This window comes from Shewanella saliphila (assembly GCF_014648295.1).
In the GTDB taxonomy this organism is placed as follows: Bacteria; Pseudomonadota; Gammaproteobacteria; order Enterobacterales; family Shewanellaceae; genus Shewanella; species Shewanella saliphila.
In genome coordinates, this window is record NZ_BMQV01000025.1 from 25,180 (window position 1) to 40,639 (window position 15,460).

Annotated in this window: 15 protein-coding genes; 2 read left to right on the plus strand and 13 right to left on the minus strand. The window is 44.0% G+C overall.

Annotated elements, in window-relative coordinates; all coding sequences use genetic code 11:
- Nucleotides 1-3 precede the first annotated feature (3 nt).
- On the minus strand, nucleotides 4-240 hold the full coding sequence (locus IEY48_RS12530; protein WP_188920802.1) for a DUF2798 domain-containing protein: 237 nt from the start codon (nucleotides 238-240) through the stop codon (nucleotides 4-6).
- A 151-nt stretch (nucleotides 241-391) separates the two neighbouring features.
- On the opposite strand from IEY48_RS12530, the gene IEY48_RS12535 reads away from it, so the two are divergent.
- Nucleotides 392-1,303 (plus strand): LysR family transcriptional regulator, encoded by a 912-nt coding sequence (locus tag IEY48_RS12535; RefSeq protein ID WP_188920804.1) that lies wholly within the window; start codon nucleotides 392-394, stop codon nucleotides 1,301-1,303.
- A gap of 57 nt (nucleotides 1,304-1,360) precedes the next feature.
- On the opposite strand, the gene IEY48_RS12540 is transcribed toward IEY48_RS12535, so the two are convergent.
- Complete coding sequence (locus tag IEY48_RS12540; protein ID WP_188920806.1) at nucleotides 1,361-2,278, minus strand: hypothetical protein; 918 nt, start codon at nucleotides 2,276-2,278, stop codon at nucleotides 1,361-1,363.
- Between the two features lie 214 nt (nucleotides 2,279-2,492).
- On the opposite strand from IEY48_RS12540, the gene IEY48_RS12545 reads away from it, so the two are divergent.
- Nucleotides 2,493-4,250, plus strand: coding sequence for an acyl-CoA dehydrogenase C-terminal domain-containing protein (locus tag IEY48_RS12545; RefSeq protein WP_188920808.1), 1,758 nt, complete (start codon nucleotides 2,493-2,495; stop codon nucleotides 4,248-4,250).
- Between the two features lie 75 nt (nucleotides 4,251-4,325).
- Here IEY48_RS12545 and IEY48_RS12550 read toward each other — a convergent pair whose 3' ends face one another.
- The 11 genes from IEY48_RS12550 to hyaB form a co-directional block, all read right to left on the minus strand.
- Nucleotides 4,326-4,490 carry a hypothetical protein gene (locus tag IEY48_RS12550; RefSeq protein WP_188920810.1) on the minus strand — a complete coding sequence of 55 codons (165 nt, stop codon included), beginning with the start codon at nucleotides 4,488-4,490 and terminating at the stop codon, nucleotides 4,326-4,328.
- A gap of 58 nt (nucleotides 4,491-4,548) precedes the next feature.
- On the minus strand, nucleotides 4,549-4,893 hold the full coding sequence (locus IEY48_RS12555) for a hydrogenase maturation nickel metallochaperone HypA/HybF (RefSeq protein ID WP_188920812.1): 345 nt from the start codon (nucleotides 4,891-4,893) through the stop codon (nucleotides 4,549-4,551).
- Entirely contained in the window at nucleotides 4,893-5,900 is a 1,008-nt protein-coding gene (gene hypE, locus IEY48_RS12560) for a hydrogenase expression/formation protein HypE (protein ID WP_188920813.1), read from the minus strand. Before hypE ends, IEY48_RS12555 begins: the two co-directional genes overlap by 1 nt.
- Complete coding sequence (gene hypD, locus IEY48_RS12565) at nucleotides 5,890-7,017, minus strand: hydrogenase formation protein HypD (RefSeq protein WP_188920815.1); 1,128 nt, start codon at nucleotides 7,015-7,017, stop codon at nucleotides 5,890-5,892. The genes hypE and hypD overlap by 11 nt, the downstream gene beginning before the upstream one ends.
- Nucleotides 7,017-7,256, minus strand: coding sequence for a HypC/HybG/HupF family hydrogenase formation chaperone (locus tag IEY48_RS12570; RefSeq protein WP_188920817.1), 240 nt, complete (start codon nucleotides 7,254-7,256; stop codon nucleotides 7,017-7,019). Before IEY48_RS12570 ends, hypD begins: the two co-directional genes overlap by 1 nt.
- A 2-nt stretch (nucleotides 7,257-7,258) precedes the next feature.
- The gene (hypB, locus tag IEY48_RS12575) at nucleotides 7,259-8,011 is read right to left on the minus strand and encodes a hydrogenase nickel incorporation protein HypB (protein WP_188920819.1); all 753 of its coding nucleotides are present in this window, start codon (nucleotides 8,009-8,011) and stop codon (nucleotides 7,259-7,261) included.
- 185 nt (nucleotides 8,012-8,196) lie between these two features.
- Complete coding sequence (gene hypF, locus IEY48_RS12580) at nucleotides 8,197-10,596, minus strand: carbamoyltransferase HypF (protein WP_188920821.1); 2,400 nt, start codon at nucleotides 10,594-10,596, stop codon at nucleotides 8,197-8,199.
- 47 nt (nucleotides 10,597-10,643) lie between these two features.
- Nucleotides 10,644-12,533 carry a NiFe hydrogenase gene (locus IEY48_RS12585; protein WP_188920822.1) on the minus strand — a complete coding sequence of 630 codons (1,890 nt, stop codon included), beginning with the start codon at nucleotides 12,531-12,533 and terminating at the stop codon, nucleotides 10,644-10,646.
- On the minus strand, nucleotides 12,499-13,053 hold the full coding sequence (locus IEY48_RS12590) for a HyaD/HybD family hydrogenase maturation endopeptidase (protein WP_188920824.1): 555 nt from the start codon (nucleotides 13,051-13,053) through the stop codon (nucleotides 12,499-12,501). Before IEY48_RS12590 ends, IEY48_RS12585 begins: the two co-directional genes overlap by 35 nt.
- Before the next feature lie 5 nt (nucleotides 13,054-13,058).
- A complete protein-coding gene (gene cybH, locus IEY48_RS12595; RefSeq protein WP_188920826.1) occupies nucleotides 13,059-13,724 on the minus strand; it encodes a Ni/Fe-hydrogenase, b-type cytochrome subunit in 666 nt (221 codons plus the stop codon).
- Between the two features lie 30 nt (nucleotides 13,725-13,754).
- The gene (gene hyaB / locus IEY48_RS12600; RefSeq protein WP_188920829.1) at nucleotides 13,755-15,458 is read right to left on the minus strand and encodes a nickel-dependent hydrogenase large subunit; all 1,704 of its coding nucleotides are present in this window, start codon (nucleotides 15,456-15,458) and stop codon (nucleotides 13,755-13,757) included.
- Between the last annotated feature and the right edge of the window lie 2 nt (nucleotides 15,459-15,460).

The window sequence follows — 15,460 nt, forward strand, 5'->3', positions numbered from 1 at the left end:
AATTTATTGGTGTTCAATTAATACTTTTGTGACAAACAGACGCACAGTAGGCGCGACAATGACTAATAAAATTAAAGCGGTAGGTACAACCTGTGCAATTGTCTCTAACCAAAGTGATAAAAATGAACCGCCAATAGGCAGATTTTTGTAAACAATAATCGCAGGCATGCTCAATAACATCGTTGGTAACACCATTGACACCATTAATGGGTATTTATACTTAATATTTAATTTTTTCATGGAAATGCTCTGTTAATAATTCAATGAGCTTATTCTATTACTTGTACTATCATTAAAAAATATACAATTAAGATTTTTAAGCATGCATAAATGCATGCATGAGGGTAAACTTAAGCTATGTATTAGTGGATATAACAAGTGATTTTTTGAAATGAATAGCAAAGATATGGCTAACTTATATTGGTTTTGCCAAGCGGTTGAAAGTGGTGGATTTGCTGCTGCGAGTTTACAAACTCAGGTATCCGCAGCCACAATTTCACGTGCAGTGGCCCAACTTGAGCAACAGTTAGGTGAAAAATTACTCCACCGAAATGCAAAACAATTTCAGCTGACCTTAGCTGGTGAAGAATATCATCAGCGTTTTTCAGTCATATTCGAACAACTCGGTGAGCAATGGCAGCAGTTAAACAATAGTCAGCCTAGGTTAACTGGTGATATTTATGTGTCATGTCCTGAACCTTTTGCTGATTATTTTTTACAACAATTGGCTATAAAGTTTATGCAACAGCATCCAGACGTTAATATTCATATCCGTTTTGCTTCTGACACAGAACGCTTTATTGAAGATCAAATTGATCTGGCTGTGGTCACCACTCCAACAACCACTGCACACCTAGTACAGCGACGTTTGTTTGAGTCAACGTTGGCCTTGGCTGCATCACCTGAATATATCAAGCAACATGGGCAGCCACAGCAGGTTGAAGAATTATTACAGCATCAGTTGTTGGCGGGTAACACCATGCCACATTGGAAATTAAAGATGCATGATCAGTCATTTACAGTTCCTATTAAACCCAAATATTCAGTTAACAGTTTACGATTAACGATTCAAGCTGCAAAAGCTGGGGTAGGGATCTGTTTATTACCGCAAGCGGCACTCACTGTATTTGCAGAGCGCGGAGAATTAGTGCCTGTATTGCCTCAAGTACAATGTCCATCAGGGAGCGCTTATATAGTGTGGGTCGATCGAAAGCTGCTCTCTGCCCGAGTGGCTGCTTTTCGTGACAGTATTTTCGAACACATGCAGCACCCAGATGAATTTTTAGTGTCAATCACCCGTTAAAATATGATGAACGGTTATCTAAAATGGTCATTCAGCGCAAGTTACAAGCAAAAATAATTAGTCCGCTTGTTTTGCCGTTAACGCAAACACTTGTTGGCAGTACGCTAAATGATGGCGAATGTTATCTAAAAATTGTGAGGCCTGGTAATCCACTAAATACCAGTAACTGGCTTGCGTTTGCTCATTATAAAACAGCGCTTCAGCAGTGATTAAATCATCTTGTGTTGCATACGATAACCAATGCACGCTCGGTAAATTGTTCAATGCCGCTAACAATGCATATTGTAAATCAGGCTGCGCAGGGCGCTCAGAGGTTACTTGTAAAGCTAAAGCCTGAGATGTGCCTATATGATATGTTGGCTTAACATCGCTGTTTCGGCGACGAATAAAATCACTCAATAACACTTCAAACGGGTTAATGTCAGGTTGTTCAGCTTGAGTATTAAGCTCTTCAGGAATGGCGGCTTGATCAATCAATAACCCCGGCCAGCTAATATGCGGGTTCGTTAATTGTAATCCCAGTGCAAGTCTGCGCTCACCTAACCAGTTATGTACCATGCAGGGTAAGTACTCCTGCTCGCTTAGCCCGCGCGAACGTTTAAGCGATGGCATGAGCGACATGCGTTGTACCGACATGTCACTGGCTAAAATTGACATCAAAAAACAGGTAACGAGCCCTGATGAAGGCCAACAATGCAATTTCTGTTCGAGGGTTGGTGCTACTTGGGTTAATAGCGCGATTAATTGTTGATCATCAGCGCTGTTGCTTACCGCAAAAGCATGACTTGATCCTGCATATGGTCCATTACAAATATTGATGACATTGTCTGCCTGATGTTCAGTCGCATTGAACACAAACGTATGGCCGACATCAGCTGGTTGCCAGGCGCCAGGTGCATTACCTATCACCGTAACTTGCTGGTAAGGATTAAGATTTTTATATTCAGGTGTGGCGGGATTTTGTGGCGTGTGCATTCAGTCTGGTTCGCTTTTTAACATATCAACATCGAGGCGGTATCATTTTATGGTTAACCTGATAGCGCAGGGTTACAGGTAATTGTAACTCATTGATCTGGCATAATGTCGATTATCTTAAAAGGTCACACTTTGTTTAAAAAACCTTTTCTTTTTGTAACGCTTTAGTATAAATTAAAACAACTGTTTTAATTATTCGTTTTAAGAGAGCCCTATGTATCCATATCAAGCCCCATTAAAAGACATGCAATTCTTGCTAGAAAACGTTTTTGATGCGCCAACAACCTGGCAGCAACTTCCAGCAATGGCAGAAACGGTAGACATGGATACTGCGTTAGCTATTTTAGATGAATCAGCCAAAATTAGCCGTGATCTACTGCAACCTTTAAACCGCAATGGCGACGAGCAAGGCGTGGTACATAGCGGTAATGACATCATTACCCCAGACGGTTTTAAAGAAGCGTACAACCAGTTTGCTGAAGGCGGCTGGGTGGGTTTATGCGGCGAAGCTGATTTTGGCGGCATGGGCATGCCTAAAATGTTGGGTGTGTTAGTTGACGAAATGGGTTACAGCACCTGTAACTCTTTCACGCTTTATAACTCGCTTACAGCAGGTGCGGCGCTGTGTATCAATGCCCATGCAACAGACGAGTTAAAACAAACCTATTTACCTAATTTATATTCTGGCCAATGGGCTGGTGCAATGGACATGACCGAGCCGCATGCGGGTTCAGATTTACGTGGCATTCGCACTAAAGCCGAGCCACTAGAAGATGGTAGCTATTCAATTACCGGTAATAAAATCTTTATCACTGGCGGCGATCACGACCTAGCAGAAAACGTGATCCATTTAGTGTTGGCTAAGTTACCAGACTCTAACGGTATCTCATTATTTTTAGTGCCTAAAATCCGTGTTAATGCCGATGGCAGCCTAGGCGAAGCTAATGGCGTTACTGTCGGTTCAATTGAGCACAAAATGGGCCTAAAAGCCTCTGCAACGTGTGTAATGAACTACGACAATGCCGTAGGTTATCTCATTGGCCGTCCAGCTCGTGGCTTAGTGTGCATGTTCACTATGATGAACTACGAACGTTTAGCCATTGGCTTACAAGGTTTAGGTAACGGCCAAGCGGCTTATCAGATGGCCAGCGATTACGCTAAAGAGCGTCTTCAAGGTGTTGCTGCTGCGGGGTCACCAACAGGGGCCACTTCTGATCCTATTATTGTGCATGGCGATGTGCGCAGAATGTTACTCACTATCAGAGCCTTGACTGAAGCGGGCCGTGCACTATCTGTGTATACCGGTAAGCAGTTAGACTTAGCCAAATACGCCAGCGATGATGTGCAAGCCAAAGCTGTTCGTTATGTTGGCTTGTTAACGCCAGTATCAAAAGCATTTTTAACCGATCGCGGCCTAGATACCACAGTGATGGGGCAACAAGTATTTGGCGGCCATGGTTATATACGTGAAACCGGTATTGAGCAGTTTGTGCGTGATACGCGTATTGCACAAATTTATGAAGGTACTAACGGTATTCAGGCCATTGACTTTTTAGGCCGTAAAGTGACCGGTGACAATGTCGCAACCTTGACTGAGTTTGTGGCAGACGTGAACGCGGGTCTCGCTGAGTTAACTCAAGCCAATGCCGATCATAAAGCGAAAGTAAGCAAGGTGTTTGCTGAGTTATTGGCGACTGCGAATTACATCAATGACAATAAACATGAACAACCTGCGCTGGTTAACTCATGTGCGGTCGACTTTTTAGATGCCTTTGGTTATGCACTTTATGGTTACTTCTGGTTATTAATGGCAGATAAAGCCAGCGGCCATGAAGACACGACTTTTGCCGCGCAAAAGCAATATGTTGCAGATTTTTATATGGACAAGTTGTTGTCTAAATCTCAATACCATTTATCACAAGTTAATCAAGGTGATAAGTCTATTATGGCCATGCCTGCTGAGATGTTCTAAACCACTTCCGTGGATAATAGACAACACAATAAGCCTTCCTAATGGAAGGCTTATTTATATTAGTTAGCGGCGTATTTATTTGCTGCGTTTCCAATAGATAAACGCCACAATCGCAATTAAGGCGATGGCCGGTGCAAGATCCATTAAGTGATGAAATAATCCAACACCACCGTGTCCCTCATGTGCCATAGCAAGAGTTGGAGTAGCGGCAAGAATAAAGGCAAGTGATAAGTATTTCATGGTGTAGTCCTTTTATTGTGTTCACTTTTTTGTTTTACGGTATGTGTGGTTAATAACGTCAGGTATCGAGTACCAGTTGCATTAACATCATGTCTTCGCCATCAATGACTAAGGTATTATTACTGGTACAAATAGGGCAGATAATGGTGCGCTCATCGACTTGTGACTGTTGGTCACAATCGCGGCACTGCAGCACCAATGGTTGAATATTCATCACTAGTTTGGCGTTATGGCAAATGGTTTCAAGCTTAAAGGTTTCAAATGCTTGAGCTAACAACGCCGGCTCTACGCCACTTAAAATGCCAATTTTAAGTTCTACCTGTTCAATGCCTTGTGCCTGATGTTGCAGCGCTAGGCTTTCACATTGTTCCATTAACGACATGACTATCGAATATTCGTGCATTAACAAATCCTTGGCAGTAATTCACCTTGTGGTAAATCCAAGTAACGGCTACTGCCCCAAGGTGTGTTTAAAATCACTTTCCCCGGTTGCTTCTTGGTGACATGGCCAATGATTGCGGCCTGTTCACAATGGCCATAGCGTTGCATCACTTCTATGGCGCCGTGGGCAAGCTCTTTTGGCACCGACAGTAAAAAGGTACCTTCATTGGCTAAATCGTAAGGTTCAAAACCAAATAGTTCACATAAGCCTTTGACTTCATCGCACACAGGGATGGCGGTTTCATCGACACTGATGCCCACATTGGAAGCTACCGCCCATTCATTTAATACCGCTGAAATACCGCCACGGGTCGCATCACGCATCGCGTGGATTTTGATGTTTGCCGCCAGTAATTGCTCGACAATAGGCCACAGGGTGTCACAGTCACTGCAAAGAGATGACTCAAGCGTCAAGCCATCACGGGCCATTAAAATGGCCGCGCCATGACGACCTATGTCTCTAGAGACAATGATCGCGTCGTCTGTTTGTAAGTGTTTAGCCGAAATGTTTGGGTTTAAAATACGCCCAACACCTGAAGTATTGATAAACAGGCCATCGGCACAGCCTTTAGGCACCACTTTGGTGTCTCCGCAGACAATTCTGGCTCCCGATTTATGTAATTCTTCGGCCATGCTGTTCACAATGGCGCTTAAGTCATCAAGCGCAAACCCTTCTTCAATAATAAAGCTGCAACTTAAGTATTCTGGTTGAGCGGCCATCATCGCAAGGTCATTTACCGTACCGGCAACGGATAACTTGCCAATATCACCACCAGCAAAAAAGAGTGGAGAGACCGTGAAAGAGTCGGTTGTAAAAGCAATATGGCCACACATGTTTAATTTGGCGGCATCTTCTTGCGAAGCTAAAATAGGGTTGTTAAACGCCTTAAAAAACATCTCAGTAATTAACTGATTCATTTCTTTACCGCCACCACCATGGCTTAGCTGTACTGTCTTTTTAGTTGCCATTTTGTACTTCTCCATAGCGATAATAAGCGTTACAAGCTCCTTCTGAGCTCACCATACAACTGCCCAATGGCGTTTGTGGCGTACAGCCTCGGCCAAAAACTTTGCAGTCCTTTGGTTTTGATAATCCACGTAAAATATCACCACATTGGCATGCTTTATGGTCATCAATTTCAGTTGTGGGTAGCACCTCAACGTAGATACGTTCAGCGTCTCGGTGTTGATATTCGGGTTTTAAAGTAAGCGCAGAGCGCGCGATTGGCCCTAGTCCGCGCCAACGAAAGCTGTCACGCACGGTAAAATAAGTATCCACCAGTTGCTGTGCTGCAAGGTTGCCTTCATAGGTCACTGAGCGGCTGTATTGATTATCTAGCACAGCTTCGCCAGCCACTTTTTGTTTTACAATGCGTAAAATAGACTCCATCACATCGACAGGTTCAAAACCAGACACCACCACAGGTGTGTTGTAATTGTCGACTGCTGGTTGATAAATTTTAGCGCCGCTGATCACGCTGACATGTGCCGGGCCAATAAACGCATTTACCTGAGCGCGACTGTCTGCCATTACTGCATTGATGGCAGGGGGAACCAGCACATGATTAATATGAAACAATAGGTTAGGGATGTGTTGCGCTTCAGCCTGGGCAATCAATGCAGCGGTCATCGGGGTGGATGTTTCAAAGCCGATGGCAAAAAAGATCACGGTTTTATCAGGGTTGTCTCGGGCGATGGTTAATGTATCGAGTGGGTCGTAAATGGGGCGGATATCGCAACCCTGAGATCGAAATTGCGCCAGACTACCCATAGAACCAGGCACTCTTATCATATCGCCTAGGGTGACTAAAATAACATCGTCTTGACTGGCAAGTACTGCCGCGTGATCAATGCGTTCCTTTGGCATCACGCACACGGGGCAACCTGGTCCGTGAATAAAGCGAATGTTGTCTGGCAGTAGTTGCAATAACCCGTATTTCATAATGGTATGTGTATGGCCACCACACACTTCCATTATGTTAATTTGCTCTGTGGTTTGCGCTGCCTGCTCGCGAATTAACGCCGCTAAATGACCAATCGTTTTTGGGTCTCGAAACCCTTGATAGAAGTCATTAAGGCTGATCATTACTCTGACTCCAATTGCATTTTTTCAACGATTTCTTGGTATAAATCTAGACTTTGTTGCGCATCTTTGTCATCGATTTTATTCATCACAAAACCAATATGAATTAATACAAAGTCTCCTTCGGTTAACGGTTCGGTCATTAAATGACTGCTCACACGACGGCGCACGCCTAGCGTGTCAACTGTAACGCTGGCATCATTATGTATTTCAACAACTTTTGAAGGGACTGATAAGCACATGGTTAGCGCTCCAGATTATCATCAATCCAATGCACAAAGGCATTCATTGAATCAGAATTTTTCACTGAGACTACAAAAAGCTCCACATTAGGATTTAACTTTTGTAGCTGCGCTTTGGCTTCTTCAATACTAAAATCAAAGTATGGCAGTAAGTCAGATTTGGTAATTACCACCACATCTGCGCGGCGAAACATCACCGGATACTTTTCAATTTTGTCATCGCCCTCTGGCACCGACAGCAAGACGATATTTTTATGGGTGCCAACATCGTAGCTGGCGGGGCACACTAAATTACCGACGTTTTCCACAAAGCAAATATCAATGGGGTTGAGGTCAATATGATGTAATGCGCCATGCACCATAAAGGCATCTAGGTGACAAGCTGAACCTGTTTGAATTTGATACGCATTAATCCCTTTGGCAATTAAGCGGTCGGCATCGCGTGAGGTTTCTAAATCGCCTTCAATCACCGCGAATTTGTGATTAAGGTATTCGGGAAGGCACTCTAGTAAGGTGGTCTTGCCGCTACCAGGGCTACTCATTAAGTTAAATGCAGTGACATGCTGAGCTGCAAAATGATCGCGGTTGTGTTGTGCTTCAATATCGTTTTTATCCAAAATTTTATGGATAACCGCCAAGGTCTTCTTGTCGTTTAATTGAGGGTTACTGTGAAGTTGCCCATGATGATGATCGCCATGAGTATGTTGATGCCCCACATCGTCATGGGTGATAGAACAGCCGCAATCTTTGCACATGTTATTTCCTTGTAAACCTGATTTACCTTAGTATTAGTGTCAGATAACTTACACATGGATTCTTTGATGCAAGTCAGTTTTTAATAAAAACAAAGTGAACAAGCGCAAAATCAAGATGAAAATGTGATCTGAACCACAGCAGTAATCTTGTAAACCATGCAGTTTGTATTCTTTTTCTAGTGCTTTTATTGCGCCCACCAATGTACGCCATACCATAATTGACCCAGGGCGATACCGCCGTCATTAATGGGCACATGTTGACTGGTTAATACCTGATGATTAGCACGTTTACTTAGCGTTAAACATTGACTGAGTAAGGTTTTATTTTGAAAGACGCCACCACAAAAAACTTGCGGGTAGTCACGATAATCTTGTGCCACCCGATCAATCTTATCCGCTATTTCAGCCATAAATTGCCAGCATAGTTGTTGAGTTAGGAGAGCTGTTGTTATCGCAGAGTCTTGTTGATGAGCCGCTAGCACTAATTGAGTCATAAATTGGCTGCTATGCCACTGAATCACATCGCTGTTATGCGCTTTAGAGGCGCAATGTTGCGATAAGCTAATCTTACTTATCGCGGTGTTAAACTGACTGTTTTGATCTGCGTCTTGTTGTAAATATTGATTGGCCGCAGTTTCAATCATCATGCCAGCCTGACCTTCATAGTCATTTTGCTCAAGTAAATTAAGCCCAACAGCCAACGCATCAAATAAGCGACCCACCGAGCGGCACTTAATACAGTGGCTGTTGTTTACCCATAACCGATGCAAATTAGTCACGGTTTGCGTGCCTAAATGATTAATCGCATTAATGGGCAAACGTAATACCTGCTCAAGCGATAAATGCTCAAATAGCAGTGCCAATAAAATGCGTACTGGCTGCTTAATCGCTTGCTCACCGCCAATCAATGTAAACTCACTAAAATGAGCGAGGGTAGTAAAGCCATTTATGTCGGCTAGCATCACCTCGCTGCCCCATAAGGTGCCGTCATCGCCAAGCCCAGTGCCATCAAAACTCACCCCAAAAACCGTATCTGTGTGTTGGTGCGCGGCCATTACCGACAATACATGCGCGTAATGATGTTGAATGCCAACACATTGACTGCTGGGTAATTCATGTTGTTCTTGATACGCCATAGCCCATTGGCTTGGCGCATATTGTGGGTGATTATCATGAACGACATGGCTTGGATTAAAGTCATATAAGCGGGTAAAGGTGGCCAAACTTTGATGAAAATATTGCTGTGCCTCAAGGCTGAATAAATCACCAATGTGTGGCGACAATATCATGTTGTGATCAAAGCCAAAGGCGACAGCATTTTTTTGCTGCGCGCCCACTGCGAGCACATGTCGTGTTCCAACGCTCTGTTCATCATCAACATTAATGGTGAGTGGCGCATACCCTCGCGCTAAGCGGATCACTTGAATTTGGTTATCAATCACTTGTACCACACTATCATCGCAAGCATTAATAATGGCCCTGTTATGGTCCAATATTGCATCAACGACATGGCCGAGATGACGTTTAATCTCTGCGCTATCGCCAATAATGGGCTCGCCGCTTCGATTTGCACTCGTGGCAACAATGGGATTACCGACAAGTTGCATCAGTAAATGATGCAATGGCGTATAAGGTAAAAATACTCCAAGCCTATCAATGCCAGGTGCCAATTGCTCACTCAAACCTAATGGGTTAATTGGTAACTTGGTTAGCAAGGTAATGGGCTTTTCGGCGCTATTTAATAAGTCCCACTCGGTTTGATTGGCCGTCACACATTGTCTAGCTTGGTTTAGGTCTTTTACCATGATGGCTAACGGCTTGGCTGGACGATGTTTACGTTGGCGTAGCCTAGATACGGCCTCATCGTTGGTGGCATCACACACTAAATGAAATCCACCTAGGCCTTTAATGGCCACAATGGCACCTTGCTTAATAAGCTGAACGGCTTGTTTTAGTGCATCGTATTGGCTCAACTCATCGTTTGATAGCGTCGTCAATTGCGATGCTAACACACTTAATTGTAGCTGTGGCCCGCATTGTAGACAGCTCACTGGCTGCGCATGGTAGCGCCTGTTAAGCGGGTCTGTGTAAGATGCAGCACACTCAGGGCACATATCAAACTTAGCCATAGCGGTATTACAACGGTCGTAAGGCAAGGCATTGATAATGGTATAGCGTGGACCGCAATTGGTGCAGTTGGTAAACGGATAATGATAATGACGGTTGCTAGGATCGTTTATCTCGTCTAAACAATCCTGACAGACACTTTTGTCGGTAGAAATAGCCACATTGGCATGTTCGCCGGGCAATACTTGGCTGTCGATAATACTAAATGAGTTAAAACTGACATCAGCGCTGCAAGGAGTTTGCTCAATATGGTCAATACGGGCAAGGGGCGGTGGGCAGCTTTGCAGTGTATCGATAAATAAATCAATCACAGCAGACGGGCCCTGTAATTCAATCGTCACGCCTAAGTGATTATTGAGTACCGTGCCAAATAAGTTGAGTTCTGTGGCAAGCCGATAAACAAAGGGCCGAAAGCCGACCCCCTGTACAATGCCTTTAACAAATACTGTAATTTGCATTGAGTGATTACCGATTTATATAAAGTCAGTTATGGCTAAGATACTTGTTATCCTCGGCGTTGTTTGAGATACAGACCACCAATGGCAATATTAACCCCATCAAGATCCAATAGTGGATTGAGTTGCAACGGGTAGTTTTTACCAATACGTAAATGCACTCGTTCAGCAAGCACCGGGTTTGCAAAGTCACTGCCGGCGACCACCAGTTGTTTAATGCCAACATTTTGATCCACATGCTCAACCCAATTACTGAGGTAATCGGCAAACGAGTCATGAAACGCAAAAGCAAGTTTTGCTAAGTTGACATCGCCCGCCAGTTTAAAGCTCATAAGCGAGCCTAATGTTCTGCACCAATTAAGGCTGCGATGAGCCATGCCTTTGGTGAGCGGAAAATCAATTCTGGGTGCATTATTGTCTTGATATGACATTGCTAACGCGATAAATCGGTCTGCCAACTCTGTCACACTCACAGGCTTACCCTGATGGCTATTGATTTGGCCTGCACCAATAATGGCCGCTGCCACAGCCATTAATTGCGTTAATGCGCTGTCTTTATCCGATAAATGCAAATCAAGTAGCTGGTTATATTCAGCGGGGTGTAATTGCTTAAATTTATCGAGTAAGTTTTTTTGAGGCGAATCTAGCAAGCTGTGGCACAGCTCATACCCGCTGTTCGGTAAGCTAGGCAGTTGAAAAAATAACTCCGCATTACTTTGGCTATCCACCGTGACAATTTGGCTGGCATGGTGCCGACCAAAATACAATACAGCGGCATTTTTGACATACTGTGCCTTGTTATGATGCTCATGGTCATTGTGGCGTAATAACCCCGCCGACAATGCACATAAACTGTAATTGATGTGAGTCGCGTTGCCTGGGTCAGCTGATTGAGCTTTTGGCTCATGTAACGGTACAACCTGCCATTGCAGTTGATCGGCGTTGCTTTTGGCTAAAAACTTATGTTGATCCGTTTGATAGTGATATTCGCTGTGTAAACAGGTGAGGTTGCTTGGCAACGCCATTTTTCCTGACTGTAACTCTGTAGTGGGTATCCAATATTGCGCCACCCCAGCTAACCTTAATGGAGGGTCGATATGTGTATTAACCGTGCTTAATTGGTTTACATATACCCAATGAATATTTTTTTGACGCAGCATTTCACACAAAATCACCAATAACCGATTTTCAGCAAACTGAATATCGTATAACGGGGCGTGCAAATTAGGATGGTCGCTACACGGTCTGACCCTTAATAACGGTTTTTCAATGCTCGACAAAGCTAATACTTGGCTGTCAGAGATACAAAATTGGCTATTGAGCGAGTTAGGATTACAAATTAACACTCTCGGTTGTTGATAATCAGTCAAACTGGTTTTATTGCTCGATAAGCTTAATTGCAGCCCAAGCATGGGTAACACAAGTTCCTTGCTCGCTAACAAAGTGTTTGCCATGGCGCCAATGTCAGCTTTAGTGAGTGATTTGAGTTCACGGCTGAGCTTATAGTGGCCTTTGCAGTGTTCACAGGCCAAATTAATGTCGCCAAAGAGTGGGTGTTGATTATCACCAAATTGCGGCTGACAATGCTGGCAAAAATACAAAGGTAACCCTTTATGATGCTTCACAATAAAGGCATTTGTTGATCCCATCTTGGCATCAATCCGCTTGATTTCGGTATGTTGTAGCCACACAGACAGTAAAAAATCGGCAGCAATGTCGTCTGCTAACTGCTCTAATTCAGCTTGGGGCGCACTGGCTTCTATAAAATAACAAATTGCACCAGTGTCGGCATTTTGCTCACGGCCTATGCTGATATTAAGTTTATCTAAGTGTAAGTATTGATTGCATAAATGTGCATATAGCGGCACGGGTCTTTGGCAAACAAAATTAAAACGAATGGTGTGGTTACGCATCGGCATAGCAACCTCGTTTATAGGCATCTGGGATCACCTGTTCGATAGTTAAATCGGCCTTGCATGGGTAAGTAAAGCCAAGCGTTGTTAAATGTGCAAGTAGGGCCTTTTCCATTGTGGGAATAGCCTGTAACAGGTGAGGCGTTAAGCCTAACGTCATGGGTTCAATGACCGTGGGAGTGACGCCTAAAACAAAGGTGTGTGGCCTGTCGCCAACAATGTCCATCATATTGAGGGTTTGCAGCATTTCAACCTCGTGAGCACTGCCTTGCCAGTCAATTTCAGCAGGAGCATGGTCAAAATCAAAAAAGTACACTTCACCCGGACCTACATCCACGCTATTGACAGTGTCGACGACGATTAAATGATCATACTGACAAATGATGGGGATCAACCCCTGGGCCAAGGTGCCGCCGTCAACAATATCGAGTTGATACTGCAAGTGGTTAAATTGATATTTATCATTGATATAATTGACAAAATGTACGCCGACTCCTTCGTCGGCGTACAATACATTGCCTATACCTAACAGCAATATTTTTTTCACGCTAATTAGTGATCCTTATGGTAGTCGTAACCGGACACGATTGAGTCGACAGAGTTATGTTTAAAGCGAATGCCAGACCACACCGCCATATACACATGGATCACCACAAAGATGATAAATGCCCATGTTAAGTAGTGATGAAAAGTCCGTAAATTAGCAAGGCCACCGCATAAGGCCGTTAGCCAATCAGATACGCCACCGAGTAAACCTCCTACACCTAAGTGATACACATTGGCATACAGCACTAAGCCAGTGATACAAACAATGAGTGCCACAAACGAAATCGCCACATAAGTCATAAACTGCAATGGACCATACACCCCAGCTTTGTGTAAATTACCCATCCAGAAATACGATTTAAGCTGCACAATCCAACTGTTTACACTCATTACGTCTTTAAATGATTTTCGTTCAATGTTGTTACGGCTAAAGAAAAACAAATAAAACCGCACTAAGGTGATACTGGTAAGTAAAAAGCCAAACACGATATGCGCAAAGCGGATCCAGCCTTGCACCAACACGTCTGAACTTTCAGGTGCCACTAAAAACGGCCACGAGATATAAAACCCCGTGATCACTAACACCAAAATTGCCAAGGCGCGCAGCCAATGAAATATGCGAATGGCCGGAGTAAATATCAGCTTCCTATTGTGGGTTGCGATATGTTCCATACTTTTATCCCTCCTAATCCATCAGCCTAATTAAAATCCGTTAGGATCAATTTTAAATTGGCCAAGCGTTTGTTTGTTGTAATCCATCACATGGACAGAACACGCCATACAAGGGTCAAACGAGTGAATAATACGAATCACCTCAAGTGGCTTAGTGGGATCTTCAAGTTGTAAGCCAATTAACGATGCTTCGTAAGGTCCCATATTGCCACGGGCATCAACGGGTCCAGCATTCCAGGTTGTGGGCACCACAGCTTGGTAGTTTTCAACTTTACCGTCTTTAATTCGCATCCAATGGCTAAGCATGCCGCGTGGTGCTTCAATCATCGAATAGCCTTCATAGACCTGGTTAGGGTCGATTTCGGGTTTAACATAGGTTGATTCATCAGACTGAATATTGGTCAGCAGTGCGTCAAACGTGACTAAACTAGCCTGGCCGACGAGTAACGTTTGCAACATACGGGCAGCGGTGCGGCCCAATGTAGTAAACAAGGCGTCAATAGGTAATCCTGTACGAGCCAATAAACCATCAACCGCATTAACCACGGTTTGATTGCCACGGGCGTAGTTCACTAACAAGCAAGCTAGTGGTCCCACTTCAACAGGCTCATCTTGATAACGAGGCGACTTAACCCACGAATATTTGCCATCACCGTCAACAGTTGGCAACTTGCCATAAACTGTATCGCGCTCAACAAAACCGGTGTAATCCGGTACCGTTGTACCTTCATACGGATGCTGCGGACCATCGGCTTTGTACCAAGCATGAGTGACATCTTCACGGATTAAATCAGGATTAATGTCCATCACATTGGCTAAATCGCCTTTAATGATCACCCCTTGCTCAAATAAGTGCTGACCATCGGCCATAATAAAGTCATCAGCACACAAGAAGCTACTGACATTAACACCGCCAAGCACACTGGCCTCAGTGCCAAATGCTTCAGCTGCCATCACAATGTCAGCTTGGTAAGCACGTTCAATAAAGTCTTGTACAATAGCGTGTTTTTGCTTCCACTCTTGCAAGCGTGCTGGGCTTAACATGTCGCGTACAGAGGTGACACCACCGACAATAATCGATTGTGGGTGAGGGGATTTACCACCAAAAATGGCGAGCATTTCAGCCGCAACACGCTGTACTTCTAGTGCTTTTAAGTAATGCGATAATGCAATCAGGTTTTGCTCTGGGGTAAAGCGGTAAGTACCATTGCCCCAATATGCATTGGCAAATGGGCCAAGTTTTCCGGTTTCGACTAAGCCTTTCACTCTGGCTTGTACTGCTTTTAATTCACCTTCACCAGCTGCTATGGGCGCGTCTGAATAATTCATCGCTACTTTGGCCGCCAATGCTGGGTCGGCGCTTAATGCTGATACCACATCAACCCAATCTAGGCCGTGTAAATGGTAAAAATGCACAATATGATCATGCATATATAGTGATGACTGCATTAAGCTGCGTAAGTATTTCGCATTAAGCGGGATTTTTACCCCAAGGGCATTTTCAACGGCCTCAGTACCACAGCGATAATGCGAATAAGTACACACGCCACAAATACGTTGCACAATTAAACCGACGTCCATCGGTGTGCGACCTTTTAAAATCACTTCAATACCACGCCACAAGGTCGATGATGACCAGGCTTTAGTGATGACATTATTATCATCCACTTCCACCTCGATACGTAAATGGCCTTCGATACGGGTGATTGGGTCGATTACGACACGTTTACTCATGA

Bases quoted from the DNA above. Each gene is read 5' to 3' on its own strand.
- hypF (WP_188920821.1), bottom strand. From the start codon at position 10,596: ATGCAAATTACAGTATTTGTTAAAGGCATTGTACAGGGGGTCGGCTTT.
- IEY48_RS12570 (WP_188920817.1), bottom strand. From the start codon at position 7,256: ATGTGCTTATCAGTCCCTTCAAAAGTTGTTGAAATACATAATGATGCC.
- IEY48_RS12530 (WP_188920802.1), bottom strand. From the start codon at position 240: ATGAAAAAATTAAATATTAAGTATAAATACCCATTAATGGTGTCAATG.
- IEY48_RS12540 (WP_188920806.1), bottom strand. From the start codon at position 2,278: ATGCACACGCCACAAAATCCCGCCACACCTGAATATAAAAATCTTAAT.
- cybH (WP_188920826.1), bottom strand. From the start codon at position 13,724: ATGGAACATATCGCAACCCACAATAGGAAGCTGATATTTACTCCGGCC.
- IEY48_RS12585 (WP_188920822.1), bottom strand. From the start codon at position 12,533: ATGCCTATAAACGAGGTTGCTATGCCGATGCGTAACCACACCATTCGT.
- hypB (WP_188920819.1), bottom strand. From the start codon at position 8,011: ATGTGCAAAGATTGCGGCTGTTCTATCACCCATGACGATGTGGGGCAT.
- IEY48_RS12535 (WP_188920804.1), top strand. From the start codon at position 392: ATGAATAGCAAAGATATGGCTAACTTATATTGGTTTTGCCAAGCGGTT.
- IEY48_RS12545 (WP_188920808.1), top strand. From the start codon at position 2,493: ATGTATCCATATCAAGCCCCATTAAAAGACATGCAATTCTTGCTAGAA.
- IEY48_RS12550 (WP_188920810.1), bottom strand. From the start codon at position 4,490: ATGAAATACTTATCACTTGCCTTTATTCTTGCCGCTACTCCAACTCTT.
- IEY48_RS12555 (WP_188920812.1), bottom strand. From the start codon at position 4,893: ATGCACGAATATTCGATAGTCATGTCGTTAATGGAACAATGTGAAAGC.
- hyaB (WP_188920829.1), bottom strand. From the start codon at position 15,458: ATGAGTAAACGTGTCGTAATCGACCCAATCACCCGTATCGAAGGCCAT.
- hypD (WP_188920815.1), bottom strand. From the start codon at position 7,017: ATGATCAGCCTTAATGACTTCTATCAAGGGTTTCGAGACCCAAAAACG.
- hypE (WP_188920813.1), bottom strand. From the start codon at position 5,900: ATGGCAACTAAAAAGACAGTACAGCTAAGCCATGGTGGTGGCGGTAAA.